Source organism: Pantoea sp. GbtcB22 (genome assembly GCF_019091025.1).
Classification (GTDB): Bacteria; Pseudomonadota; Gammaproteobacteria; order Enterobacterales; family Enterobacteriaceae; genus Pantoea; species Pantoea leporis.
Map to the genome: position 1 here is coordinate 143,230 of NZ_JAGXKB010000003.1, position 26,555 is coordinate 169,784.

At 54.4% G+C, this 26,555-nt stretch carries 24 protein-coding genes; 13 read left to right on the forward strand and 11 right to left on the reverse strand.

All coding sequences use genetic code 11. The annotated features are described in order from the left end of the window. Nucleotides 1-45 precede the first annotated feature (45 nt). The 3 genes from galE (at nt 46) to KVT28_RS12080 (ending at nt 3,331) form a co-directional block, all read left to right on the forward strand. Nucleotides 46-1,077 carry a UDP-glucose 4-epimerase GalE gene (gene galE, locus KVT28_RS12070; protein ID WP_217548674.1) on the forward strand — a complete coding sequence of 344 codons (1,032 nt, stop codon included), beginning with the start codon at nt 46-48 and terminating at the stop codon, nt 1,075-1,077. After that, complete coding sequence (locus tag KVT28_RS12075; protein WP_217548677.1) at nt 1,077-2,942, forward strand: GNAT family N-acetyltransferase; 1,866 nt, start codon at nt 1,077-1,079, stop codon at nt 2,940-2,942. Before galE ends, KVT28_RS12075 begins: the two co-directional genes overlap by 1 nt. A 185-nt stretch (nt 2,943-3,127) precedes the next feature. Then, entirely contained in the window at nt 3,128-3,331 is a 204-nt protein-coding gene (locus KVT28_RS12080; protein ID WP_101763330.1) for a hypothetical protein, read from the forward strand. A 69-nt stretch (nt 3,332-3,400) separates the two neighbouring features. Here the strand turns inward: KVT28_RS12080 and ahpF are convergent, their stop codons facing one another. Together ahpF and ahpC are read right to left on the reverse strand one after the other, a co-directional pair. Next, nucleotides 3,401-4,969, reverse strand: coding sequence for an alkyl hydroperoxide reductase subunit F (gene ahpF / locus KVT28_RS12085; protein WP_192411512.1), 1,569 nt, complete (start codon nt 4,967-4,969; stop codon nt 3,401-3,403). A gap of 67 nt (nt 4,970-5,036) precedes the next feature. Then, the gene (ahpC, locus tag KVT28_RS12090) at nt 5,037-5,600 is read right to left on the reverse strand and encodes an alkyl hydroperoxide reductase subunit C (protein ID WP_101763328.1); all 564 of its coding nucleotides are present in this window, start codon (nt 5,598-5,600) and stop codon (nt 5,037-5,039) included. Nucleotides 5,601-5,826: 226 nt separating this feature from the next. Between ahpC and KVT28_RS12095 the strand changes: the two genes are divergently transcribed. Beyond that, a complete protein-coding gene (locus tag KVT28_RS12095) occupies nt 5,827-6,279 on the forward strand; it encodes a GNAT family N-acetyltransferase (protein WP_110866620.1) in 453 nt (150 codons plus the stop codon). Here KVT28_RS12095 and apbC read toward each other — a convergent pair. Beyond that, nucleotides 6,276-7,388, reverse strand: a complete 1,113-nt coding sequence (apbC, locus tag KVT28_RS12100) for an iron-sulfur cluster carrier protein ApbC (protein ID WP_110866619.1) — start codon at nt 7,386-7,388, stop codon at nt 6,276-6,278. The genes KVT28_RS12095 and apbC overlap by 4 nt on opposite strands. Nucleotides 7,389-7,549: 161 nt before the next feature. Between apbC and metG the strand changes: the two genes are divergently transcribed. Continuing rightward, the gene (metG, locus tag KVT28_RS12105) at nt 7,550-9,583 is read left to right on the forward strand and encodes a methionine--tRNA ligase (protein ID WP_217548679.1); all 2,034 of its coding nucleotides are present in this window, start codon (nt 7,550-7,552) and stop codon (nt 9,581-9,583) included. A gap of 137 nt (nt 9,584-9,720) precedes the next feature. Here the strand turns inward: metG and KVT28_RS12110 are convergent, their stop codons facing one another. Beyond that, nucleotides 9,721-10,077, reverse strand: a complete 357-nt coding sequence (locus KVT28_RS12110; protein ID WP_192411507.1) for an endonuclease domain-containing protein — start codon at nt 10,075-10,077, stop codon at nt 9,721-9,723. Nucleotides 10,078-10,229: 152 nt separating this feature from the next. On the opposite strand from KVT28_RS12110, the gene KVT28_RS12115 reads away from it, so the two are divergent. The 5 genes from KVT28_RS12115 to sanA all read left to right on the forward strand — a co-directional run bounded on the left by KVT28_RS12115 (nt 10,230) and on the right by sanA (nt 15,031). Continuing rightward, a complete protein-coding gene (locus KVT28_RS12115) occupies nt 10,230-10,613 on the forward strand; it encodes a CidA/LrgA family protein (protein WP_217548681.1) in 384 nt (127 codons plus the stop codon). After that, nucleotides 10,606-11,298, forward strand: a complete 693-nt coding sequence (locus tag KVT28_RS12120) for a CidB/LrgB family autolysis modulator (RefSeq protein ID WP_101763323.1) — start codon at nt 10,606-10,608, stop codon at nt 11,296-11,298. Before KVT28_RS12115 ends, KVT28_RS12120 begins: the two co-directional genes overlap by 8 nt. Before the next feature lie 124 nt (nt 11,299-11,422). Further along, the gene (cdd, locus tag KVT28_RS12125) at nt 11,423-12,319 is read left to right on the forward strand and encodes a cytidine deaminase (RefSeq protein WP_217548683.1); all 897 of its coding nucleotides are present in this window, start codon (nt 11,423-11,425) and stop codon (nt 12,317-12,319) included. Between the two features lie 160 nt (nt 12,320-12,479). Next, nucleotides 12,480-14,177 carry an NAD-dependent malic enzyme gene (locus KVT28_RS12130; RefSeq protein ID WP_101763321.1) on the forward strand — a complete coding sequence of 566 codons (1,698 nt, stop codon included), beginning with the start codon at nt 12,480-12,482 and terminating at the stop codon, nt 14,175-14,177. Nucleotides 14,178-14,311: 134 nt separating this feature from the next. Continuing rightward, complete coding sequence (gene sanA, locus KVT28_RS12135; protein ID WP_008104952.1) at nt 14,312-15,031, forward strand: outer membrane permeability protein SanA; 720 nt, start codon at nt 14,312-14,314, stop codon at nt 15,029-15,031. A 119-nt stretch (nt 15,032-15,150) separates the two neighbouring features. Here sanA and mglC read toward each other — a convergent pair whose 3' ends face one another. From mglC to KVT28_RS12170, 7 genes are all read right to left on the reverse strand, one after another. Beyond that, nucleotides 15,151-16,161, reverse strand: coding sequence for a galactose/methyl galactoside ABC transporter permease MglC (mglC, locus tag KVT28_RS12140; RefSeq protein WP_007889502.1), 1,011 nt, complete (start codon nt 16,159-16,161; stop codon nt 15,151-15,153). 18 nt (nt 16,162-16,179) lie between these two features. Next, nucleotides 16,180-17,700, reverse strand: coding sequence for a galactose/methyl galactoside ABC transporter ATP-binding protein MglA (mglA, locus tag KVT28_RS12145; protein WP_110866613.1), 1,521 nt, complete (start codon nt 17,698-17,700; stop codon nt 16,180-16,182). Between the two features lie 70 nt (nt 17,701-17,770). Continuing rightward, on the reverse strand, nt 17,771-18,766 hold the full coding sequence (mglB, locus tag KVT28_RS12150; RefSeq protein WP_101763715.1) for a galactose/glucose ABC transporter substrate-binding protein MglB: 996 nt from the start codon (nt 18,764-18,766) through the stop codon (nt 17,771-17,773). Between the two features lie 303 nt (nt 18,767-19,069). Beyond that, nucleotides 19,070-20,110 (reverse strand): HTH-type transcriptional regulator GalS, encoded by a 1,041-nt coding sequence (gene galS / locus KVT28_RS12155; RefSeq protein ID WP_217548685.1) that lies wholly within the window; start codon nt 20,108-20,110, stop codon nt 19,070-19,072. Between the two features lie 142 nt (nt 20,111-20,252). Next, on the reverse strand, nt 20,253-21,413 hold the full coding sequence (yeiB, locus tag KVT28_RS12160) for a DUF418 domain-containing protein YeiB (RefSeq protein ID WP_101763713.1): 1,161 nt from the start codon (nt 21,411-21,413) through the stop codon (nt 20,253-20,255). A gap of 53 nt (nt 21,414-21,466) precedes the next feature. Then, on the reverse strand, nt 21,467-22,132 hold the full coding sequence (gene folE, locus KVT28_RS12165; protein ID WP_217548687.1) for a GTP cyclohydrolase I FolE: 666 nt from the start codon (nt 22,130-22,132) through the stop codon (nt 21,467-21,469). Nucleotides 22,133-22,249: 117 nt separating this feature from the next. Continuing rightward, nucleotides 22,250-23,377, reverse strand: coding sequence for a YbfB/YjiJ family MFS transporter (locus tag KVT28_RS12170; RefSeq protein WP_217548689.1), 1,128 nt, complete (start codon nt 23,375-23,377; stop codon nt 22,250-22,252). A 99-nt stretch (nt 23,378-23,476) separates the two neighbouring features. Here KVT28_RS12170 and KVT28_RS12175 point away from each other — a divergent pair, with 99 nt between their 5' ends. The 3 genes from KVT28_RS12175 (at nt 23,477) to fghA (ending at nt 26,435) form a co-directional block, all read left to right on the forward strand. Beyond that, nucleotides 23,477-24,388, forward strand: coding sequence for a LysR family transcriptional regulator (locus KVT28_RS12175; protein ID WP_101763711.1), 912 nt, complete (start codon nt 23,477-23,479; stop codon nt 24,386-24,388). Nucleotides 24,389-24,455: 67 nt separating this feature from the next. Beyond that, on the forward strand, nt 24,456-25,580 hold the full coding sequence (locus KVT28_RS12180) for an S-(hydroxymethyl)glutathione dehydrogenase/class III alcohol dehydrogenase (protein WP_064739274.1): 1,125 nt from the start codon (nt 24,456-24,458) through the stop codon (nt 25,578-25,580). Between the two features lie 12 nt (nt 25,581-25,592). Beyond that, nucleotides 25,593-26,435: an S-formylglutathione hydrolase gene (gene fghA / locus KVT28_RS12185; RefSeq protein WP_137386162.1), complete on the forward strand. Its 843-nt coding sequence runs from the start codon at nt 25,593-25,595 to the stop codon at nt 26,433-26,435. The last annotated feature ends 120 nt before the right edge of the window (nt 26,436-26,555 follow it).

Consider the following 26,555-nt stretch of genomic DNA (forward strand, 5'->3'; position numbering starts at 1 on the left):
CGTCGCGCACCGCTGCGCGCAACAAAACACATGGAGTGTACGTAAATGAATGTCTTAATTACTGGCGGTGCGGGCTATATTGGCTCACACATTGCCCTTAGCCTGCTGCAGAAAAACCATCGTGTGATCGTGCTGGATAATTTGTGTAATAGCTCACCGCTGGCCTTAACGCGTGTCGAAGCGTTAAGCGGAAAGAAAATGACGTTTCATCAGGGCGATATTCGCCGCCGCGCCGATCTAAATCTGGTATTTAGCCATCAGCCGATTGATGCGGTTATTCATATGGCTGGGCTGAAATCGGTAAATGAATCGCTGCAGAAACCGGTGAAGTATTATCAAAACAATATTGCCGGAACGCTAATGCTGCTGGAAACCATGAAGCAGCATCAGGTGAAAAAACTTATTTTCAGCTCATCCGCCACGGTTTATGGCATTCCGGTAAAGATTCCGCTGTGTGAGAACTGTGATACCGGCAATACCACCAACCCTTATGGCGCCTCCAAATATATGGTGGAGAAGATCATGGGTGAAGTGGTTGATGCACAACCTGAGTTAGCCATTACCGCACTGCGCTATTTCAATCCCGCCGGCGCGCATCCCTCCGGCCAGCTTGGTGAGCATCCTGAAGGTATTCCCAACAATTTGCTGCCCTATCTGTTTCAGGTTGCCAATGGACTGAGAAGCCATCTGCCGGTATTTGGTGATGACTATGCAACGCCCGACGGCACCGGCGTGCGCGACTACATCCACGTGATGGATTTAGCCGAAGGTCATATTCAGGCGCTAAATCATCTCAAACCGGGCTATCGCCATTACAACCTGGGTACCGGACAAGGCTACTCGGTGCTGGAAATCGTGCAGATGTTTGAACAGGTGAGCGGCCGACGCGTGCCGCTCGATATGCGCCCGCGTCGTCCCGGCGATGTCGCCATCTGCTTATCCGATCCCGGTCAGGCGAAAAAAGAACTGGGCTGGCAAGCAACTCGCGGCCTCGAAGACATGCTGCGCGACGCATGGCGCTGGCATACGCAGAATCCGCAAGGCTATGTTGCTCAACCAACCGGGAGCGAAATCTGATGATGACGCGCGAAACGTTTTTACCTCACTACGAACGCCAACTCGCCGCGCTTAAAAAGCGCTTTACCTATCCCGCGACAGCAGACTGGCAACAAGCATTACGGCAGTTTAAACAGTGGCAAGTGGAACATCAGCCGCACGAGGTGTGCGTTGCGGAACTCTCTTCGATGTTCGCGGTGCCCACCAGCCGACTGACAGGTAATGAATGCACGCTCCATCGCATCTGGCTCGGCGGACCATCACCACTCAACGTCAACCGCACCATTGCCCAATGGCAACGCGCGATAGAAGCCAGCCGCAGTGATTTCCGGCAAACGCTATGGGTGTGGAATGCACAGCAGCTGGCGGCAGAGGATCGCTTCGTCGCTCAGCAGGGAAACAGCCCCTTTCATGCTGGCACGCTGTTTCTGCCTGATGCGCTGGTGCAGGTCAACAGCTTGAGCGCACTGATGCAGTCATTTGATGGCGCGCTGATCGATGTGCTGCAGCAACTGCATGATAAGCGCTATTACGCTACGCTTTCTGACTTCTTCCGCCTGGCGATTCTCAATCGGTGCGGCGGCGTTTATATGGATGCCGATACACTTCCCGCTCAGCCTGCGACGCTGTTTCTCTGTCATCCTGAACTGCCTGATTTTACGGCAGAACAGCAGCAAATAAACTGGCTGAATCTCTTCACCGATGAAACCGGCATGATCATCAGTCATCAAAACAATCCGGTGTTGCAGAACTTACAACGGCGGCTCAGTGCGGTGTATCGCGGCTGGCCTCAGCCAATTCCAGCTAAAACACCGGAAAGCGAACGCGCCATCTTCGAACCTTTTTACCAGTTATGGTGCGAGCAATTGCAGGTCACGCAGCTCAGCCATCAGGATTTCAGCCGGTTTGCCGTATGGGGTTTTGATGTTCAGCAGCATCGCGTGAGCGGGATTAAAGGCATGCGCCTGACTGAGGATATTCTCAGCGGTGAACGTCGCCCGCTGAGTGGTGAAGAGCAGCAGCATTATCAGCATACGATTACTCAGCTAGCACAACGCGACTGGCAATTAAGCGATCCTCTGCAGTTAGGTGAACTGGTACCTTTGCTTTCTGAATGCGATATCCTGCAAATTGCTTATGCGCCGCAGCTGCGTGCTGAAATTCCCTATTATCACTATTACGGCGTGCTCTCTCAGGATCCGCAACTGGATAAAGTGAATGCATTATTCAGCGATTTTTTAATTGCGCTTACCGCAAAGAATATTAAAGCAGGTGATTTCTGGCAGCCGATTGATGGTCAGAAAGTGTCGCCACTGATCTTCAAACCGGGAAGTATTACAGACAAGCAAGAACAGCTCGCGATGGCGAAATTAATTTTCACCACCAGCTATCTGGAATACTGCTCGGTCGATAATATTTATGCCACTGATATAACCACCCTACAGCAGCGGCAAAATATCCAGCCTTTCCTGCAACAGATTGCCGTGATTTATAATCCGCAGGGAAAAATGGTGGGTTTCGTTAACGCTGCGCCGATTCAGGATTACGATCACATCAAGGTGCAATATGGCTATCGTCAGGAGGTTTTTCCACTGGATGTGGCTTACGACAGTTTCGTGAATCAGCATCGCCAGCCGGACGATTTCTTCATTTGCAGCGTGGCGCTGCAGCCCGAGGAACAGGGAAAAGGCTATTTCAATCAAATTTTGTCAAAGCTTAAGGATCAAGCCAAACAGCAAAAAATGCGCCGCATCACCTTATGCGTCTGGCAATCGAACCCGGCAGCTATGATCTATCGCAAGAAAGGTTTTAAGGTGGTGAGCAGAATGAAACAGGAGGTTGCACGGTTTAGTGATGAAATCGTGTTTATGGCGCTAATGCTGTAATCCTTCCGCGATCAAATAATCCGGTGCGAATCTATTTTTATTCGCACCGGAAGCAACAGAAGCGCGGTGAAATAAGCAAAGTTTTAATCACCTTGATACTTATCAAATTTATTACGCCAGAAAACGGGCCTAATTGCGCTCCGGATTTGAAGATAAACACCGCCCACTCCATTCCGGTAGCGATAATGAAATTAAAATTCTTCAGCTTTATTCCGCATGCACACAAATGGCATAACATCCGTATTTCCCGCAAAGGCGCTATTTCTCCCACCGGGCGAGCCTACTTCTCAACTCATGTTGAAGCACAATGTAAAGGCTGTGGCGAACGGCTGCATAAAATCTATTACCGCGATATCAGCGATGCGCAAGCCATACGCTGGTTAGGCTAATCATTGTTTCTAAATAAAAAAAAGCCCCGCAACATGCGTTGCGGGGCTATTGCGTGGCTATCGCAAAACTTATTCAGCCGGTTTGGTGCGAATCAGATAATCAAAGGCGCTGAGTGAGGCTTTCGCGCCTTCACCGCTGGCGATGATGATCTGCTTGTACGGCACCGTGGTGCAGTCGCCTGCGGCAAACACGCCTTTCAGGCTGGTTTCGCACTTGGCATCAATGATGATTTCGCCCATCTTGTTGCGCTCAACCGCACCTTCCAGGAAGGTGGTGTTCGGCAGCAAACCAATCTGCACGAAGATGCCGCTCAGCGCGATTTCGTGGCTGCTCTGGTTGTTACGGTCAATGTAGGTCAGGCTGGTGACTTTGCTGCCGTCGCCTTTCACTTCGGTGGTCTGTGCGTTCAGAATCACATCGACGTTTTTCAGGCTGCGCAGTTTGTCCTGCAGCACTTTGTCGGCGCGCATTTCGCTGGCAAATTCCAGCAGCGTCACGTGCTCAACAATACCGGCCAAATCGATTGCCGCTTCAACGCCTGAGTTACCGCCGCCGATCACCGCGGTGCGTTTGCCTTTAAACAGCGGGCCGTCGCAGTGCGGACAATAAGTTACGCCCTTGGTGCGATACTGCTCTTCGCCCGGTACGCCCATGTTGCGCCAGCGTGCGCCGGTAGCAATGATGATGCTGCGGGATTTCAGTACTGCGCCAGATGCGGTTTCAATTGCGTGCAGACCGCCCTCTTTCGCCGCAGGAATCAGCTTGATGGCGCTCTGGGTATCAATCACATCAACATCGTAATCATCAACGTGGGCACGCAGAGAACCGGCCAGCTTCGCGCCTTCGGTTTTCGGTACGGAGATGTAGTTTTCAATGTCTACGGTATCCAGCACCTGACCACCGAAACGCTCGCCCATCAGGCCAGTACGGATGCCTTTACGTGCCGAGTAGATGGCCGCTGCTGCGCCCGCCGGGCCGCTGCCGACGATCAATACTTCGTAGGCTTCACGTTTGTTCAGCTCTTCCGCCGCGCGCTTGTCGGCGTTGGTGTCCACTTTACCGACGATTTCCGCCAGGCTCAGACGGCCCTGACCGAACTCTTTACCGTTGAGGAACACCGCCGGCACGCCCATCACGTTGCGCTCGGTGATTTCGTTCTGGAACATACCGCCGTCAATCGCGGTATGGCTGATACGCGGGTTCAGCACCGCCATCAGGTTCAGCGCCTGTACCACGTCAGGACAGTTGTGGCACGACAGGGAATAATAAGTTTCGAAGTGGAAGTCGCCTTCCAAAGCCACAACCTGATCCAGCAGGCTCTGCGCTTCTTTCGACGGGTGTCCACCGGTTTGCAGCAGGGCTAAAACCAGTGAAGTAAATTCGTGACCCATTGGCGAACCGGCAAAACGCGGACCGCTCTGGCTGCCTGGGTTAGTGATCAGGAAAGAGGGTTTACGCACCGGACGATCGTTCTCTTCGCGGAAGCTGACTTTGTCTGACAAGCCCGCGATATCGGCCAACAGAGAGCGAATCTCTGCCGATTTGGCGCCATCATCCAATGTGGCAATCAACTCAACCGGTTTCGTTAGTTTCTCAAGGTAAGCCTTGAGTTGGGTTTTTAAATTGGTGTCGAGCATAGTGAGTTCCTGTCATGAAAATCGGGTGCCGTAGCACCCGATAGAGAAAGATCGAATGGCAGCTAACTTAGATTTTGCCAACCAGGTCCAGTGATGGAGCCAGCGTTGCTTCGCCTTCTTTCCATTTTGCCGGGCAAACTTCACCTGGGTGAGAAGCAACGTACTGAGCGGCTTTCACTTTACGGATCAGGTCAGATGCGTCACGGCCAATGCCTTCTGCAGTGATTTCGATCGCCTGGATGATACCTTGCGGGTCAACGATGAAGGTACCGCGGTCTGCCAGACCTTCGTCTTCGCGCATGATTTCGAAGTTACGGGTCAGCGCGCCAGTTGGGTCACCGATCATCGCGTATTTGATTTTCGCGATGGTGTCTGAAGAACCGTGCCAGGCTTTGTGGGTAAAGTGCGTGTCAGTAGAAACAGAGTAGATATCTACACCCAGTTTCTGGAACTCTTCGTGATGGTCTGCAACGTCACCCAGTTCGGTTGGGCATACGAAGGTGAAGTCAGCCGGGTAGAAGAAGAAAACACTCCATTTACCTTCAACGTCTTTCTCGGTGACTTCGATGAATTCGCCGTTTTTGAACGCTGCGTTTTTAAATGGTTTGATCTTGGTATTAATGATGGACATGGTGACCTCCGTTAAAAGATGTGATGCAGGCTACAGAATTTTCGGGCCAACTTCTAATATGCAGACGTTATCAATCAGATAACCAAAAGCTATCAAAGCGCCGACACCTGATTTCATGCGGCTCGCGGAGGCATTCTACACAAAAAGGGCGCGGTTCTGTCAGGCTTTATCTTTTTGCGGTGAAACTGCTACTTTTATTCAAATACCTAACTGACGGAGCAAATGGGTGCATATACGTTTTTTTGACGAAGCCGATCGGCCTTTTCTGCGCACGCTGTATCTTGCCGCGCGACGCCATAACTGGACGTGGCTGGATGGCGATGATTGGCAGTTAGAAGATTTCGATGCGGTGATTTTGGGCGAAACCGTGCTGGTCGCTGAACTGAATGGGCATCGCGTGGGGTTTGCGGCGGTGCTGGATAATGACAACTTCCTGCATAGTCTGTATGTCGACCCCGATGCGCAGGGACAAGGCGTGGGCAGCGCGCTGTTAGAAAAAGTGCAATCGCGATTTAGCTCGACGGGCGCCTTAAAATGCCTGCAACAGAATCAGGCGGCGATGGATTTTTATCTCAAACACGGCTGGCGGCGCGAAGCGGTTGGCGAGAGCGAGCAGGGAAAATATGTGCTGATGCATTTTCCGCTGGCGACGCGCACCAGCGGAACTGGAAGGCGTTAAACGGCGCGGAACGCGATATCGCCAGGGATAATCTCTCCCTGCCAATAGAGCTGCGCTGCAACGCGACCCGCCAGTTGGCGGTAGAGCGCGGTGAAATCACTGTCCGGACGGCGCACCACGGTCGGTTCGCCATCATCCAGATCTTCACGCAGCGTAATGTGCAGCGGCAACTGGGCCAGCAAACGGGTGCTGTAATCTTCCACCAGCTTCTGCGCACCGCCGGTGCCGAAAATCGGCTCGTGATGTCCGCATTGGCTACAAATGTGCATGCTCATATTCTCGATCACGCCCAGCACCGGCACGCTCACTTTCTCGAACATCACCATCCCTTTACGCGCGTCAATCAAGGCGATGTCCTGCGGCGTGGTGACCACCAGCGCGCCGGTCACCGGCACGTTTTGCGCCAGCGTCAGCTGAATATCGCCGGTACCTGGCGGCATATCGAGGATCAGATAATCGAGATCCGGCCACAGGGTTTCGTTGAGCAGCTGCATCAGGGCTTTGCTGGCCATTGGACCACGCCACACCATGGCGTTGTCGTCGGTGACCAGATAACCAATCGAATTGGTTGCCAGGCCGTGCGCCATTATCGGTGCCATGTGCGTGCCATCTGGCGAGGTAGGACGCTGATTTTCGGTGCCGAGCATATTAGGGATCGACGGACCGTAAATATCCGCATCGAGAATCCCCACGCGCGCGCCTTCAGCGATCAGCGCCAGCGCCATGTTCACAGCGGTGCTGGATTTGCCCACGCCACCTTTGCCAGAACTCACGGCGATGATGTTCTTCACACCGGTCGCGCCCGGATGGTTTTTCACCCGCTTCAGCGTGGCGATGTCGTGGCGCAGTCGCCAGTCAATGGCGCTGGCATCCGTCAGGCGCAACAGTTCGGCGCTGGTTTGCGCTTTCAGCTCTTCAAAAGCGCTGGCCCACGCGAACGGCATCACCAGCTCGATATGCAGCTTGTCATCCAGCAGCGCGACATGGCGCAGGGCTTTCAGCGTGGTCAGGTTATGTTGCAGCGTCGGATGTTCAAAGTCACTCAACACGCCGATAACCAATGCTCGCAGCGCCTCAGGTGAATGATGTTGCTGGGATTGTGAAGTCATCCCCTCTCCTTGTTTATTCATCACGCCAGATTGCGGCGGTGTCTGTTCAATAATATCAGATAGGCGCTAAAAGTGACGTGGATGTCCAGCTGTGTTTACGCCAGAGGGTGCTTCGGTTAACATCTAACACCGATTTTTCTTCAACGGAACGCTACGCAAACATGACTCAAGTCGCTAAAAAAATTCTGGTAACGTGCGCACTGCCGTACGCAAACGGTTCAATCCATCTCGGTCACATGCTTGAACACATTCAGGCTGACATTTGGGTCCGTTACCAGCGAATGCGTGGCAACCAGGTTCACTTCATCTGTGCAGACGACGCTCACGGCACGCCGATCATGCTGAAAGCTCAGCAGCTTGGCATCGCGCCGGAGCAGATGATCGCGGAGATGAAGCAGGAGCACGAAACGGATTTTGCTGGCTTCAATATCAGCTACGACAACTATCACTCGACGCACGGTGACGAAAACCGTCAACTGTCCGAGCTGATTTATGGTCGCCTGAAAGAGAACGGCTTCATTAAGAACCGCACCATTTCGCAGCTGTACGATCCTGAGAAAGGCATGTTCCTGCCGGACCGTTTCGTGAAAGGCACCTGCCCGAAATGTAAGTCACCGGATCAATATGGCGATAACTGCGAAGTGTGTAGCGCAACCTACAGCCCAACCGAGCTGATCGACCCGAAATCGGTGGTCTCAGGCGCGACGCCGGTGCTGCGCGATTCCGAGCACTTCTTCTTTGATCTGCCCTCTTTCAGCGCGATGCTGCAGGCGTGGACGCGTTCAGGCGCACTGCAAGAGCAGGTGGCTAACAAGATGCAAGAGTGGTTCGAGTCTGGCTTGCAGCAGTGGGATATCTCCCGCGATGCACCTTACTTCGGCTTCGAAATCCCTGGCGCGCCGGGCAAATACTTCTACGTCTGGCTGGATGCGCCAATCGGTTACATGGGTTCATTCAAAAACCTGTGCGACAAACGCGGCGATATCGATTTCGACGAGTTCTGGAAGAAAGATTCCGCTACTGAGCTGTATCACTTCATCGGTAAAGACATCGTCTATTTCCACAGCCTGTTCTGGCCAGCGATGCTGGAAGGCAGCAACTTCCGCAAGCCAACCAACCTGTTCGTACACGGTTATGTGACGGTGAACGGCGCGAAGATGTCTAAATCGCGCGGCACCTTTATTAAAGCCAGCACCTGGTTGCAGCATCTGGATGCCGATAGCCTGCGCTATTACTACGCAGCCAAGCTCTCTTCACGCATCGACGACATCGACCTGAATTTGGAAGATTTCGTGCAGCGCGTGAACGCAGACGTGGTGAACAAAGTGGTGAACCTGGCGTCACGTAATGCCGGCTTCCTGACCAAACGCTTTGGCGGCAAACTGGCGAGTGAACTGGCCGATCCCGCGTTGTATCAAACCTTTGTGGCGGCCTCAGAGAAGATTGGCGAAGCTTGGGCCAGCCGCGAATATAACCGCGCGATCCGTGAAATCATGGCGCTGGCCGATCTGGCAAACCGCTATGTCGATGAGCAGGCACCTTGGGTGGTAGCAAAGCAAGAAGGCCGCGATGCCGACCTGCAGGCGATTTGCTCCATGGGCATTAACCTGTTCCGCGTCTTGATGACCTGGCTGAAGCCAGTGCTGCCATCTTTGAGCGAGCGTGCCGAAGCCTTCCTGCAGAGCGAACTGAGCTGGGATGCAATTGCCCAACCGTTGCTGGATCATGAAGTGGCGCCGTTCAAAGCGCTGTATGGCCGTATCGAAATGACCAAAGTCGACGCGCTGATTGAGGCCTCGAAAGAAGATGCGGCGGCGGCGAATAAGCCTGCAGCAACCGGTCCGCTGGCTGATGCGCCGATTGGCGACACCATCACCATTGATGATTTTGCCAAGGTCGATATGCGCGTGGCGCTGATAGAGAAAGCGGAGCTGGTTGAGGGTTCTGACAAGCTGCTGCGTCTGGAGCTGGATTTGGGTGGCGAGAAGCGTCAGATTTTCTCTGGCATTCGCGCTGCGTATCCGGATCCGTCGGTGCTGGTAGGCAAGATGACCATCATCGTCGCCAACCTCGCGCCGCGTAAAATGCGCTTCGGTATTTCCGAAGGTATGGTGCTGTCAGCGGGTCCAGGCGGCAAAGACCTGTTTGTGCTGTCGGTTGATAGCGGCGCAGTACCGGGCATGTCAGTTAAGTAACGGATTTCGTTGCCCTCACCCTAGCCCTCTCCCGCGCGCGGGAGAGGGAACCGTTCAAAGCAGCCATTTAATTTTTCACTCCACTTTATGCTAGCCTGCTCCACCTAACCATTCCCTCGCCCGCTGGCGGGAGAGGGCTAGGGTGAGGGCCCAGGCAACATCAACTGCCGATATATCTCCTCCATCACCGCATCAAACTCTTCGAAAACCTGATGATTCCAGAATCTAATCACTCTCCAGCCACCTCGCTCTAAAAAAGCCGTTCGTTGTTGATCATAAATCTTCGCTTCATCTTCGTTATGCTGCCCGCCGTCTAGCTCAACTATCACCCTCCTTTCAATACAGGCGAAATCCACGATATAACCGCCAATCGGATGCTGACGCCGAAACTTCACTCCGCATAAATTCCGATTACGTAAAAAACGCCACAAAAGATGCTCCGCTTCAGGCATTGCCTGGCGCAGTTGTCGCCGCCGCGTAATCGCTTTCATCATCGCCTCCCTTTCGCGATATCGGCTTACCCTACGCCATGTTTGCAGGAGGAAAATAACGCGATGAAAAAGCTGGAATCTGCATTCCAATGTGATCGCTAGCACGCTAATCGCTTAATGCGTATGATAAAGCGCTACGAAAACAGGAGCCTGACATGCCTGCCGTTCTCACTGCTTTTTGGCGCTATGTGCGCGCCTTCGTCATCATCTATGCGGCGCTTTACGCTGGAATGGGGATTTCTGCCCTGCTCCCAATAACCATTCCCGGCAGCATCATCGGCATGCTGCTGCTATTCCTGCTGCTGGGTCTGCAAATCATGCCGGTTGAGTGGGTGAAACCCGGATGCCATTTACTGATTCGCTATATGGCACTGCTGTTTGTGCCGATTAGCGTTGGTGTAATGGGCTATACCGATATCCTCACCGCGCAGTTTGGGCCGATTGTGGTGTCATGCATTGTCAGTACTTTTATGGTGCTGCTGATTGTCGGGCTCAGCGCAGAGCGCCTGCAGCGCCCGCAGGAGAAGCCGAATGAGTGATGCATGGTGGTCGCTGCCGCTGACGGTGATCGCCTATTTCCTGGCGCGAAAACTGGCGGCGAAAATTAATATCTCCATCGTTAATCCATTGTTAGTGGCGATGGCGATTGTCATCCCGATTCTGCTGCTGACTCACCTGCCATACACGCGCTATTTTGCCGGCAGCAGCCTGCTCAATCAGTTGCTGCAACCGGCAGTCGTAGCGCTGGCGTTGCCGCTGTATGAGCAGATGCATCAGATTCGCGCGCGCTGGAAAACCATCATCAGCGTCTGCTTCATCGGCAGCATCACGGCAATGGTATCGGGCACCGCGATTGCGCTGTGGATGGGCGCAACGCCGGAAATCGCCGCCACCATCATGCCGAAATCCGTTACCACGCCAATTGCGATGGCGGTCTCCGCATCGCTGCACGGTATTCCTGCCATCAGCGCCATCTGCGTGCTTATCGCCGGCGTGCTGGGTGCGGTGTTTGGCCATATGCTGCTCAATCTGTTTAAGGTGAAAAACAAATCCTCGCGCGGGTTAGCAATTGGTAACGCATCGCACGCGTTAGGTACCGCGCGCGCAGCTGAGATCGATTATCAGGAAGGCGCGTTCAGCTCCCTTGCGCTGGTGATTTGCGGCATCATCACCTCGTTACTGGCGCCGCTGCTTTTTCCGCTATTAATGCATTGGTGGGGCTAAAACTTGCGAGAGATCTCGCAAAGTTGAAACAACCCAATCAGCTTGCATTGTCAGAGCGACTTGGATCACATATAAAACGTCAGGCGGCGCATCGCCGCTAACGCGTAACTGAGGTCATCCCATCATGCATTCACGATTCCTAACTGCTTTTTCTGCCCTGCCCGCTGCGCTGCAAGCTGCTATTCAGCCGCTGCTGGATGCGCCGGATTTCCATGGCGTATTGCGTCCGCAGGATGTCGCGCAACTGAAACAGCTTACCGGACTGGATGAAGATGCGCTGGCGCTGGAACTGCTGCCGCTGGCGGCGAGCTGCGCCGTGGCAACGGTGTCTCACTTCAATGTCGGCGCGATTTCGCGCGGCGTCAGCGGCCACTGGTACTTCGGCGCCAACATGGAGTTCCTGCATACCCCGCTGCAGCAGACGGTGCACGCCGAGCAGAGCGCCATTACGCACGCCTGGCTGCGCGGTGAAGAGAAGCTGGCGGCGATTACCGTCAACTACACGCCGTGCGGACATTGCCGTCAGTTTATGAACGAACTGAACAGCGGCACGGCGATTCGCATCAGCCTGCCGGGACGCGCGGTTAGCACGCTGGGCGACTATCTGCCGGATGCGTTTGGCCCTGCCGATCTGAATATCACCGAACGTCTTCTAACGCCGGTCGATCATGGTTTTGCGGTTGCAGGCGGTGCATTGCAACAGGCCGCCATTACCGCCGCCAATCACAGTCACGCGCCTTACAGCCAGAGTTACAGCGGCGTGGCGCTGCGCAGCCAGAGCGGCAAGGTCTTTACCGGTCGCTATGCAGAAAACGCCGCCTTCAACCCCAGCTTGCCGCCGCTGCAGGCTGCACTGATTTTGATGAACATGAGCAACGAAGCGCTGGAGACAATTCAGCAAGCGGTTTTGGCGGAATGTCAGGACAGCACGCTGAGTCAGCTTGACGCGACCCGCGCGACGCTTAAGGCGTTAGGATGTGAGGATTTCTCACTTACTTTAGTTTCGAAAACATCAGTTTAGTGATCCTTTTACCGCTTTTGTGACCTCCTGTTAACAAAAGCTGTACATCTGCAGGAATTTTCATAGGATCGGGCGCCAGAACCTCTTCACTTCAAGATGGACTGGCGTTACCTTTTCCCGGCGATACGTCAGAAAACACTGCAACCGGAGCAAGCACTGCATGGAACTCGACTACGAAAGTAAACGCCCGCTGTATATTCCTTATGCGGGTCCGATCCTGCTGGAATTTCCGCTGTTGAATAAAGGCAGCGCCTTCACCCTCGAAGAACGTAACGAATTTAACCTCAACGGCCTGCTACCCGAAGCGGTAGAAACCATCGAAGAGCAAGCAGAACGTGCCTGGCGCCAGTTCCTGGATTTTAAAAACAACAACGACAAGCATGTCTATCTGCGCAATATCCAGGACACCAACGAAACCCTGTTCTACCGCCTGCTCGACAATCATCTGGAAGAGATGATGCCAATTATCTACACCCCAACGGTCGGCGCCGCCTGTGAACACTTCTCTGAAATCTACCGTCGCGCGCGCGGCGTATTCATCTCTTATAACAACCGCGACCGCATTGAAGACATGCTGCAGAACGCCACCAAGCAGAATGTCAAAGTGATCGTGGTGACTGATGGCGAACGTATTCTCGGCCTCGGAGATTTGGGTATCGGCGGCATGGGCATCCCAATCGGTAAGCTGTCGCTGTATACCGCGTGTGGCGGCATCAGCCCGGCTTACACCTTGCCGGTGGTGCTGGATGTGGGTACCAACAACCAGCAGCTGCTGAACGATCCGCTCTATATGGGCTGGCGTCATCCGCGTATTACCGGCGAAGAGTACGAAGAGTTCGTCAATGAATTCATTCAGGCGGTGAATCGTCGCTGGCCGAACGTGCTGTTACAGTTCGAAGACTTCGCGCAGAAAAACGCCATGCCGCTGCTGGAGCGCTATCGCGATGAGATCTGCTGCTTCAACGACGATATTCAGGGCACCGCCGCAGTGACCGTCGGCACCCTCATCGCCGCCAGCCGCGCTGCGGGCAGCCGCCTGTGCGAGCAGAAAGTGGTGTTCCTCGGTGCCGGTTCTGCCGGTTGCGGTATTGCCGAGCAGATCATCGCGCAGATGAAGTCGGAAGGATTGAGCGATGATGAAGCGCGTGGCCGCGTGATGATGGTCGATCGCTTCGGTTTGCTCACCGACAAGCTGCCGAACCTGCTCAATTTCCAGAGTAAGCTGGTGCAGAAGAGTGACAGCCTGAAAGATTGGGACACCAGCAGCGACTCCATTTCTCTGCTCGACGTGGTACGCAACGCCAAGCCGGATATTCTGATCGGCGTGTCTGGCCAACCTGGCCTGTTCACCGAAGAGATCATTCGCGAGATGCACAAGCACACTAAGCGTCCAATTGTTATGCCGCTGTCGAACCCGACTTCACGCGTTGAAGCGACGCCAGCCGACATCATCGCCTGGACTGACGGCGCCGCGCTGGTTGCCACCGGCAGCCCGTTCTCGCCAGTCACCTGGAAAGGGAAAACCTATCCCATCGCCCAGTGCAATAACTCCTATATCTTCCCTGGCATCGGTTTGGGGGTTATCGCCGCGGGCGCCAGTCGCGTGACGGATTCGATGCTGATGACCGCCAGTCGCGCATTGGCCGACTGCTCGCCGCTGGTTAACGATGGCGAAGGTCCGGTTCTGCCGGAGATCAAAGACATTCAGGGCGTTTCCAAGCTGATTGCCATTGAGGTGGGTAAAGCCGCGCAGCTGGCGGGCGTGGCGGTGGTGACGTCGGAAGATGTATTGTCGAAAGCCGTCAGCAACAACTTCTGGCTGCCGCAGTATCGTAATTATCGCCGTACTTCGATCTGATAAATCCGTTGCCGGATCATTTAGATCCGGCAACGTTTAAAAAAACGTCAGCCAACGGGCGTTTACTTGCTTCCCCCGCCCGCCTCAAGTAGCCTTTATCCATTCTGAATTCTGCCAACCGAGTGCCCGCGCGCATGATTAAACGCGTTTTCTTTGGTCTGTTTTTCATCATCTTACTGATGGTGGCGACCGCGCTCGGCCTGGATCGCTGGATCAGCTGGAAAACCGCGCCCTTTATATATGAAGATGTCACCTCGTTGCCACATCGTCAGGTCGGCGTGGTCTTGGGCACGGCGAAGTACTACCGCACGGGCGTGATCAATCAGTATTACCTCTATCGCATTCAGGGCGCGTTAAACGCCTATAACAGCGGCAAGGTCAATTACCTGCTGCTGAGCGGTGATAATGCGCAGCAAAGCTATAACGAACCGATGACCATGCGCCGCGATTTGATCAAAGCGGGCGTCGCGCCGTCGGACATCGTGCTGGATTACGCTGGCTTCCGCACGCTGGATTCGATTGTGCGCACGCGTAAAGTGTTCGATACCAACGATTTCATCATCATTACTCAGCGCTTCCACTGCGAGCGAGCGCTGTATATCGCGCAGCATTTGGGCATTCAGGCGCAGTGCTATGCGGTGCCGTCGCCGAAGAATATGTTGTCGGTGCGTTTCCGCGAAGTGGGTGCGCGTTTGGGTGCGCTGGCGGATTTGTATTTGATGAAGCGCGAGCCGCGCTTCCTTGGCCCATTAGTGCCGATTCCTGCGGTGCATGAAGTGCCGGAAGATGCGCAGAGTTATCCGGCGGTGACGCCGGAGCAGCTTTTGGAGTTGGAAGAGAAACTGCAGAAGTGATGTTTGTTCCCTCACTTGGCCCTCTCCCGCGAGCGGGAGAGGGAACCGTGTAGTGCAGGTTTAAGCCAGAATTCGGTCTACTCCCTCTCCCGCCTGCGGGAGAAAGTTGGGGAAACCCACTACTTCTTACGTGCGTACTTCAATGAATCCAGCGCCACGGCGAAGATGATAATGCCGCCCTTGATGATGTACTGCCAGTAAGGGTTAACGCCGATGTAGGTCAAACCGTAGTTAATCACGGTGAAGATAATGACACCGGTCACCACGCCGGCCACCGAACCCACGCCCCCGGCAAACGACACGCCGCCGACCACACAAGCCGCAATCGCATCCAGCTCATACATAAAGCCGAGGTTATTGGTGGCGCTGCCGATACGGCCTGCTTCCAGCATCCCGCCGAACGCGTAGAACACGCCAGACAAGGCATACACCAGAATCAGGTTGAACGGCACGTTCACGCCAGACACTTTCGCCGCTTCCGGGTTACCACCGATAGCGAAGATATTGCGACCAAAGCGAGTTTTATTCCACAGCACCCAAACAAAGACGATGGCAATCACAGCGTAGAAGGTGATAAACGACAGTTTGAAATCACCAAAACGCAGGAAGCCTTGGGCAAATTTGGAGAAGCCAGGATCGAAACCGGCAATTGGCGATGCACCCACAAAATCGTAATAGAGCGAGTTGATACCGTAAACGATAATCATGGTGCCCAACGTGGTGATAAATGGCGTTACCTTGAGGTAAGCAATAATCACCCCGTTCACCAGACCAATCACACCGCCGATGATGCACACGGTCAGGATAACCACCGGAATGGGTACGGTATCCAGATGCGGGAACACCTTGTTCGCGTTATCCATTGCCTGCAGCAGCGTGGCTGCCACCACCGCCGCTAAGCCAACCTGACGACCCGCTGAAAGGTCGGTACCCTGGGTGACAATCAAACCGGCCACGCCGAGTGCGATAATAATACGCACCGAAGATTGGGTCAGAATATTACTCAGGTTCATTAAACTTAAGAACGTTGGATCCTGGAAAATAATAATTGCCAGCAGTACAAACAGGACAACGTAAATGCCGCCCTCTTTTAACCAGGTTAGCGCATTCTTTTTAGTAGTCGCTTTCATGTTAAAGCCCTTGCTTCATTAAAGGTGTAATGACGCTAAACGCAGGATTTCATTCTGCGAGGTCGTTTTGGTATCAACAATGCCTGCTACCTGGCCATTACTCATCACTAAAATACGATCGGTAATACCCAACAGCTCTGGCATTTCAGAAGAGATAATAATGATGCCCTTCTCTTTCTTCGCCAACTCGGCAATAAGTTGGTAGATTTCGAATTTCGCGCCCACATCAATCCCGCGCGTCGGTTCATCAAGCATCAATATTTCCGGCTGCGTTAATAACCAGCGACCAATAATCACTTTCTGTTGGTTACCACCGGAAAGCGAACCAATTTGCGTATGATGACCCGGCGTTTTCACGCGCATCGAATCAATGACCCATTGGGTATCGCTTTTCATGCGTTTATTATCGAGCAGCCCCATGCTGGATTTATACTTTTTAATATTGGAGATAAGCGAGTTAAAGCCTATATCCAGATACGCATAAATACCGGTGGAGCGACGCTCTTCCGTCACTAGCGCAAAGCCGTGGTTAATGGCTTCGTTGGCGCTGTGGTTATTAATACTCTTGCCGTGCAGCTTAATCGTACCGCCTGACTTCTCGCGAATGCCAAACAGGGTTTCGACGATGTCGGTACGTTTAGCGCCCACCAAACCGGCAATACCAAGAATTTCACCTTTACGCAGATCGAACGAGATATCACGAATCGACGGCTGACGCAGTGAGGTTAAATGGCGCACCTCAAGAATGGTTTCCCCCGGCACGTTAGTTTTATCCGGGAAGCGCTGGTTCAATGAACGGCCAACCATCATCGAGATGATTTTGTCCATGTCCAGGCCTTCCAGCGGCTGGGTGGCGATCCACTGTCCGTCACGCAAAATGGTAATCTCATCACACAGCTGGAATATCTCTTCCATCTTGTGCGAGATATACACAATGCCGCAGCCACGATCTTTCAGCTTACGAATAATCGTGAACAAGTGGTTCACTTCTTTTTCGGTCAGCGATGATGTCGGCTCATCCATAATGACGATTTTGGCATCATAGGAGAAGGCTTTGGCGATTTCGATCATCTGCATCTGCGACACCGATAAGGTGGCAACTTTATCGCGCGGATCGATATCAATATCTAATTCATCAAAGATCGCTTTGGTATCGCGATACATTTTATCCTGATCAACAAACACGCCTTTACGCGGATAACGGCCAAGCCACATGTTATCCATGACGTTGCGTTGCAGAACCAGGTTTAATTCCTGATGCACCATGGAAACGCCATTTTCCAGCGCTTCTTTGGAGCTCTTATAATCAATTTCCTCACCCTGAAACAGGATGCTCCCCGTATCCTTTTTATAAATCCCAAACAGACATTTTAATAATGTAGATTTCCCGGCGCCGTTTTCGCCCATTAATGCATGAACAGAGTGCGGCCGCACTTTTAAATTCACATTATCTAAGGCTTTAACCCCTGGAAATGATTTCGAGACATTCGTCATCTCCAGCAGATATTCACGCTGTGTGGTCGGATTCTCACTGGCCATAATTTACCTGGCTAAATAAAGCGTTGGTCAGATGCAATAAGGCGCGGCGAAATGCCGCGCCCAGGATGAATTACTTCACAAACTGCGACAGATTTTCTTTATCTACTGGTACGTAAGGAACACGTACGATTTTGTTGTCCATCTTGAAGTTAGTGCCTGCAGTTGGCTCTTTGCCATTGGCCAGATTGTTAGCAATATCTAGCGTCGCTTTCGCCTGGTTTTCCGCATCGTTCAACACGGTACCGGCCAGCGCGCCTGATTTCACCAGCGCCAGCGCTTCTGGCAGTGCATCGACACCAAACACCGGAATGCTGGTTTTGTTGTGCGCTTTCAGCGCTTCAACCGCACCCATCGCCATCGCATCGTTATTAGCGATGATCACTTCAATCTTGTTGGCGTTCGGGCCAGAGAGCCAGGCGTCAACTTTGTCTTTTGCCTGTGCGGTATCCCACATCGCGGTATCCATCGCCAGCTGCTGCGTTTTCAGGCCGTCTTTGTTCAGGGTATCGATCACGTATTTGGTACGCGCTTCGGCATCCGGATGGCCCGGCTCGCCTTTCAGCAGCACGAACTGGATGGTACCGTCTTTGTTCAGATCCCAGGCTGGCGTGGCTTTCCAGTGCTTCTCAATCAGCTGACCCTGGATGATGCCTGACTCTTTAGAGTCGGTACCGACGTAATACGCTTTCGGGTAGCTGGCCAGCACTTTGGCGTTAGGTTCTTTGTTGAAGAACACCACCGGCACATCGTTGCCACGCGCTTTATCAATCACCACTGCCGCAGCAGCCGGATCCACCAGGTTGATGGCCAGCGCTTTCACGCCTTTCGCCATCAGCACGTCAATCTGGTCGTTCTGTTTAGACTGGTCGTTCTGGGAGTCATTCATCAACAGCTGAATGCCGCCCAATGATTTTGCTTCTTTCTCAATGTCCTTACGCACCATCGACATGAAGTTGTCGTCGTATTTGTAGATGGTCACGCCAATGCGGGTATCGGCGGCATGCGCAGTTGCACCAAACATCATGCTGGCAACCAGTGCTGTGAGCGTGAAAACCTTCTTATTCATGGTATCTCCGGTTTTTTATGTAGGGCATTTCATTGCGCTATTTGCCTGCGGGCAAACAGCGCCGTCGGTTGTAAACCTGATAATGGGCGGACGCGTAACGCAAAGCCGGGCCACCATCGCAATCCTGACTTCCCTGTAGGTAAACGCTTCCTGAAGAGTGTTGTGAACTATTTCAATCGGCTACTGAAACCGGCTGGGAGAAGGAATTCCCGGCGTTACATGATGTTTCAGTCCGGTAAGACGCTGCCATCATAGTGAGCGGCATGTTAATTAACTGTGAATGCAATCACAGATTGGAAACGGTTACACTGAGCTATCGCCTGAATTAGTGACCGACTCCACAATTTGCCGCTGGGCGACAGAATGGCGACGCACCAGCGTTGGCATAAAGCAGTGTATAGCCAGCTGATCCAGCTCGCCTGCGGCGCCTTTAAGCGCTAATTCTGTGGCGAGTTTCGCCATAGAAACAATAGGATAACGGACCGTGGTTAACTGCGGATCGGTATAGCGGGAGATGGGAATATCATCAAAGCCAATGACAGAGAAATGCTGCGGAACCTGAATGCCGTTGTCCTTTAAAGCGGTCAATGCACCCGCCGCCATGCCGTCATTGTAGGAAAACACCGCTGTTAAATGTAAGTTACGACCCAGCAACTCCACCATCGCTGCTTCGCCGCCTTGCATATCAGGTTCAGCATGCGCAATCCATGACTCCTGCGGGCGAATTCCCTGTTCTGACAAGGCCTGCAGCCAGCCTTCACGTCGTTGCGTTACATCCTCAATCGGGTGGCTGGAGCTAAGAAAGCCGATGCGTTGATGTCCCTGTTGTAACAACATGCGCGTGGCTACCTGAGCGCCGGTAACGTTATCCAGGCAGACGCAGCGGTGTTCGTAACCGGGAATTGTACGATTAATCAATACCATACCGGGAACCTGATCCATAAACTGCATCAGTTCGGCGTCTGAAAGCGTTTTCGCGTGCACCACCAATGCGTTACATCGTTGACGTATCAGCACCTCAATTGCGTGACGTTCTTTCTCTTCCTGATGCCAGGAGTTGCTGATTAACACGTGTTTATGCACGCGCTGCGCCACGGTATCAACCGCTTTCACCAGCGCGCCAAAGAAGGGATCGGAAACATCCATCACCACCACGCCGATGGTGTCACTGATTTGCGTAGCCAGCGCCTGCGCGTTGGCGTTCGGGCGATAGCCTAACGCATCAACGGCAGCCAGCACGGCTTCCCGGGTATCGGCGGTGACTGCACTGCTGTTGTTGAGCACACGCGACACGGTGGCTACTGACACACCGGCCTGACGGGCGACATCACGAATCGTTATCATGCAGCTGTTCCACAGAGGCTGAAAATGCGCGACAAGCGCGTAACGGCGCTATTCTGTCAGGGCATGTGAAACGACTACGTGAATCACGTCACAGCAATGAAAACGGTTACATACAATTCTGCAACCTTTGTGATGAACATCATTATCTGAGCGAGGAGGAAGGATCAGCTTTTCCCGCGGCAAGACGTGTCAGTTTGCGCCAGATCCACTCCATTGGGCCTTGCGGGAAGACGCGCAGCCACAGCACGGAAAACAGGATATTAACCAGCCAGATAGCCGGTACAAAGGCCAGCAGCTGCAGTCGATCGAACCTGAGGAACAGATCAAAGCGGTAGAACAGCGTGGTGCAAATCAGCGTCTGTAACAGGTAATTGCTCAAGGCCATGCGGCCAACGCATTGAATGGCGTAGCTGACGCGCGTTGACGCAATTTGCGGCCAGAATCCCAGGCAAAGTGCGGCATAACCGAGGCTGATAAACGGACTGGCGAGATCGCGCGGCACCTGCAGGAAAAAGCCGGTCCAGCGGAATTCCCAGCCAATCATCCACTGCGCGGCGATGCCGGGAATGGCGATCAGCCAGCCGATAGTCAGCAGCAGCGCCGCCGAACGGCGATAGTGCTGCACGCTAAATTGCCCGCTGAGCCAGCCGCTGCGCATCAATGCCGCACCAATCAGCATCAAACCCGCCAGTTGCCATCCATATTGTGATGCCAGCGCCATCAGGCCTGATGACAGATGATCCAGCCGGTTCTGCACCGCTTCCCAGCCGCCGAGCAGTTTCCAGTAGCTTTCATACTGCAGGTCCGCCGCACCCGGCAGCCAGGATCGCGTGGGATTGGGGCTGGAGACCGCGCCGAAAATCAGCAGCACGCCGCAGCCGACCAGATAGAGTAATGCGCCGGTTTGTAACAACGCGCGGTCGGAAGGCACATCACGCAGCATGCGCCAGATAATCAGCCCAATCAGGCCATAATCCAGCAGGATGTCGCCTTCCCAAAAAAAGATGCCGTGAATAAATCCGAGCAGCACCAGCAGCGTCAGACGCGCCGACATCCAGCGGCTGCCGCGCGGCGCCTGCATATAAAGACCGGCACCAAACAGCAAGGCAAACAGCGTGAGGAATTTCAGCTGCGCCAGGCCATCCATGATCGCCCACGTCCAGGCATCAGACGTAGCAGCCTCGCCGCGCCACGCCGGATTGAGATAGGCGGCCGATGGCAACGCAAAGCCGACAATGTTCAGCAGCAAGATGCCGAGAATGGCGCAACCACGAATGAAATCCAGCGCGAGATAGCGTTGCATCGAGTGCCCTGACGGAGAGAGGAAATCGGGCAACAGGCTGTTGCCCAAACAGATTAGCTGTGACGAACCGCGCGCAAAAACTCCTGACGCGTGTTCTGGCTGGATTTGAACAAGCCACCAAGCGAGGTGGTGGTGGTGGCGCTGGTAGCATCTTTCACGCCACGCGCTTTCACGCAGTAATGCACTGCATCAATCGACACCGCAACGTTATTGGTGCCGAGCAGCGTTTGCAGCGCCACCAGCACTTGCTGCGTCAGGCGCTCTTGCACCTGCGGACGCTGGGCAAAGAACTGCACAATACGGTTGATTTTCGACAGGCCAATCACTTTCTCTTTCGGGATATAGGCCACGGTGGCTTTGCCATCGATAATCACAAAGTGGTGTTCGCAAGTGCTGGTCAACGTGATATCACGCACCGTTACCATCTCATCCACTTTCATCTTGTTTTCAATAACGGTGATTTTCGGGAAGTTGGCGTAATCCAGACCTGAGAAAATCTCATCCACATACATCTTGGCGATGCGGTGCGGCGTTTCCATCAGGCTGTCATCTTCCAGATCCAGGTTCAGCAGCTGCATGATTTGCGTCATGTGACCGGCAATTTCGCGTTTGCGCGCGGCGTCATCCATTTCACGCACCTGGGCACGTAACGGTGTTTCCAGACCACGCGCCAACAGCGCTTCGTGAACCAGGGCGGCTTCCTGACTTAAGGTGCTCATTTACTCTTCTCCGACAGGTGATGCGCCCGCGGGTTTTCGCCCACGGGGGAAATTCTGAGCGCGTATTGTGAAATACTCCGCGCCCTTAATCCAGTAATCATTCTGATAAGCTTTTCATCACGTACGGCGACGTAAAACCAGCATTCCCGCAAGGATTAAGCTGGCGCCCGCTACCCATAGCGCGGGTTCCAGCTGATGCCATAGCATGCTGGAAATCCACGACAGTAGCGGACCGCCCAACTGCCCGACCGCATAACCGGTGGTGAGCAAACCGGCAAGATAGCGCGCATGCTGCGGCGCCAGCTCGCGCCCATATTGCAGCGTCAGCTGCACCACACACAGGAAGCCGCCGCCGATCAGCGCTGCGCCCAGCATCAGGCCATTCAAGCCTGGCAGTACAATCGCGGCGATGACGCCCAACGCCTGCGCCCACAACACTATGGCCAGCCGCAGATGGCTGCTGCCCCAGTGACGCGTCAGAATACCTAACACGATGCCGATCACCGCCGCGCCACCAAACACCGGCCAGACAAACTGGGCAAACGCGCTGTCAGGAAAACGCGCCGCCGCCATTTGCGACAGAAAAGTGGCGGGCAGAATGTAGCCAAAGCCGGCGAGGCTGTAACTCAGCACCAGGCGCTTGAGATTGCCATTCAGCACCAGCGGCGATGCAGCTTGATCGGGGCGATGTAACTGGCCGGTGCGCGGCAGGAATCGCGCAATCGCGGCAATCAACAACAGCGCCAGCAAACCGTAAGCCGCCCACGCAAAGGCCGCGCTGACACCGCTGGCGTGCAGCGCCACCGCCAGCATGCCGCTGATAAAGATGCCGGTGCCGGGTCCGGCAAACACCGCCGCCAGCAAGCCGGGACGTCCGTGATGATGTAGCTGGTCGCTGGCCCATGCCGCCAGCAACACCATCGCCCAGCCGCTGGCCCAGCCAATCAGGAAACGAATCAGGCCATGTAACCACGGACCGCTGACGCAGGCCGAGAGCAGCGTTAAAATCACTGCGCCCCACACGCCCGTCTGTAAACGCCACTCGACGCGGTTGCGCGCACGCATCGCATCAAACGAGCCAAACAGATAGCCGAGATAGTTGAGTGCCGCCACCAGACTGGCGCTGGTGAGCGTCAGTTGATGGTCCTGAATCATCAGCGGAACCTGCGGCGTGAAAGCAAATCGCCCAATCCCCATCGCAACCACTAAACTTAAGAACGCGCTAAGCGCGACACGAAACGCCATACCGACCTCAGAATGTTTTATCACTTGTCACTAGCATGCATGACGTTTAAACTCACGGAAAGTGAATAATACTAACCAAGTTGCTTACGAGAAGAGAATATGGATTTAGTACAGCTCCGCATGTTTTGCTCCGTCGCCGAATCAGGTTCGCTGGCGCGTGCCGCCGAGCAACTCCATCGCGTACCTTCTAATCTCACCACGCGTCTGCGCCAGCTGGAAGATGAAATTGGCGTTGATCTGTTTATTCGTGAGAAGCAACGCATTCGCCTGTCGCCAATGGGCCACAATTTTCTTAACTATGCGCAGCGCATCCTGGCATTGAGCGATGAAGCACTGAACATGGCGCGCGCCGGTGAGCCGGGCGGTAACTTCGCGCTCGGTTCGATGGAGAGCACCGCCGCGACGCGCCTCCCTGCCCTCCTGGCGGCCTATCACCAGCGTTTTCCCGCCGTGGAACTGTCGCTGATCACCAATACTTCCGGTGAAATCATCGACAAAGTGCGGGAAGGCACGCTGGCCGCCGCGCTGGTGGATGGTCCGGTGGCGCACGACGATCTCAATGGCTGCATTGCCTTTAATGAGCAGATGGTGCTGATCACCAGCCCGGAACATGCGCCGATTGCCAGCGCGCGCGATGTGCAAGGCGACACGCTGTTTGCTTTCCGCAACAGCTGTTCCTACCGCACCAAGCTGGAAGCCTGGTATCGCGAAAGCCAGACCGCGCCGAGCAGCGTGATGGAGATACAGTCTTACCACGCGATGGTGGCGTGTGTGGCCGGCGGCGCGGGCGTGGCGATGATTCCCGCCTCGGTGCTGGCACAAATGCCGGCGCGCGCACGCGTGCAGGAACATGCGCTACCGCCTGCTTACCGCGATACCGCCACCTGGCTGATGTGGCGGCGCGATGCGTTTACGCCCAATGTGGAAGCGCTGAAATACTTGATTATTGAACTGTTTGACGATCGCCCGGTTAACGACGAGTTACGGCATCCGCTGCACGTTGCCGAGTGAGTTTCTGTTTTATCGACATCACGACCATCGGGGCCACTTACCCCGCATCTACAGGAAGAGGGATTGCATGAACATGATTAAAACCCGCGCCGCCGTTGCCTGGGCAGCTGGCGAACCGCTGAAAATCGAAGAAGTGGATCTGATGCCACCGCAAAAAGGTGAAGTGCTGGTGCGCATCGTGGCTACTGGCGTGTGCCACACCGATGCTTACACCTTGTCGGGACAAGATCCGGAAGGCGTATTCCCGGCGATCCTCGGTCACGAAGGCGGCGGCGTGGTGGAAGCGGTGGGTGAAGGCGTGACCAGCGTGGCCGTCGGCGACCACGTGATCCCGCTTTACACCCCAGAGTGCGGCAAGTGTAAGTTCTGTCTCTCGGGCAAAACCAACCTCTGCCAGGCGATTCGCGCCACCCAGGGCAAAGGTTTGATGCCAGACGGCACCACCCGCTTCTTCAAAGACGGCAAGCCGATTTTCCACTACATGGGCACCTCAACCTTCTCTGAATACACCGTGGTACCGGAAATCTCGCTGGCGGTGATCAGCAAAGAAGCGCCTCTGGAAGAAGTGTGCCTGCTGGGCTGCGGCGTCACCACCGGCATGGGCGCGGTGATGAACACGGCCAAAGTGAAAGAAGGCGATACCGTGGCGATCTTCGGCCTCGGCGGCATTGGTTTGTCGGCGATTATCGGCGCGAAGATGGCGAAAGCCGGTCGCATCATCGGTATCGATCTCAACACCAGTAAATTCGATCTGGCGCGCAAATTGGGTGCCACCGATCTGATCAACCCGAAAGATCACGATAAGCCGATTCAGGATGTGATCGTTGAACTGACCGACGGCGGCGTGGATTTCTCCTTCGAGTGCATCGGTAACGTTAACGTGATGCGTTCGGCGCTGGAGTGCTGCCACAAAGGTTGGGGCGAATCAGTGATTATCGGCGTGGCTGGTGCGGGCCAGGAGATTTCTACCCGTCCATTCCAGCTGGTGACCGGTCGCGTATGGCGTGGTTCCGCTTTTGGTGGCGTTAAAGGCCGTTCACAGTTGCCGGGCATCGTGCAGGATTACCTCGACGGTAAATTCGCCCTGAACGATTTCATCACCCACAACCTGCCGCTGGAAGAGATTAACGACGCCTTTGATCTGATGCATGAAGGGAAATCCATCCGTACGGTGGTGCATTTTACTAAGTAATCAGGAGACGTTATGGCTTCCACTTTGGAGCTGTTAGAAGAGCATCGCATTTTTGGTGGCTGGCAGCAGCGCTGGCGTCATCAGTCGGCCGTGCTGAACTGTCCGATGACCTTCAGCATTTTTCTGCCGCCGCCGCAGAGTGACGCACCGCCGCCAGTGGTGTGGTTTCTCGCCGGATTGACCTGCAGCGATGAGAACTTCACCACCAAAGCCGGCGCCCAGCGCGTGGCTGCGCAGCTGGGTTTGGTGCTGATTATGCCAGACACCAGCCCGCGCGGTGACGAGGTAGCGAACGACAGCGGTTACGATCTCGGCCAGGGCGCAGGTTTCTACCTCAACGCCACGCAGCAGCCGTGGGCGGCGAACTTCCGCATGTTCGATTACCTCAGCGCGGAGCTGCCGGAGTTGGTGGCGGATAACTTTAAGCTGAGCGATCGTCAGTCGGTGATGGGTCATTCAATGGGCGGTCACGGTGCGCTGGTGTTGGCATTGCGTCTTGGCGGACGTTTTGCGTCTGCTTCTGCCTTCGCGCCAATCGTCAATCCTACCGAAGTGCCTTGGGGGCAGAAGGCCTTTGCCGCATACCTGGGTGAAGATCGTCAGACGTGGCGTGAATGGGATAGTTGCCTGTTGATGCGTGACGTGGAACAGCGCTTGCCGATTCTGATTGATCAAGGGGATAGCGATCAGTTCCTCGCCGATCAGCTGCGTCCAGAGCGACTGGAAGCGGTGGCGCGTGAGCAAGGTTTCCCGCTGGAGCTACGCATTCAGCCGGGTTATGACCATAGCTACTTCTTTATCGCCAGCTTCGTGGAAGATCATCTGCGTTTCCACGCGAAGCATTTGTTGGTGTGATGGTGCTGGCTGTTCCAGATCCTGCTGGCTGCCCCCCATCCCGGCCTTCCCCCGTAAACGGGGGAAGGAGACGCTGCCACATGCAGCTTATTTACTCACATATAGCAGCATCTTCCTCCC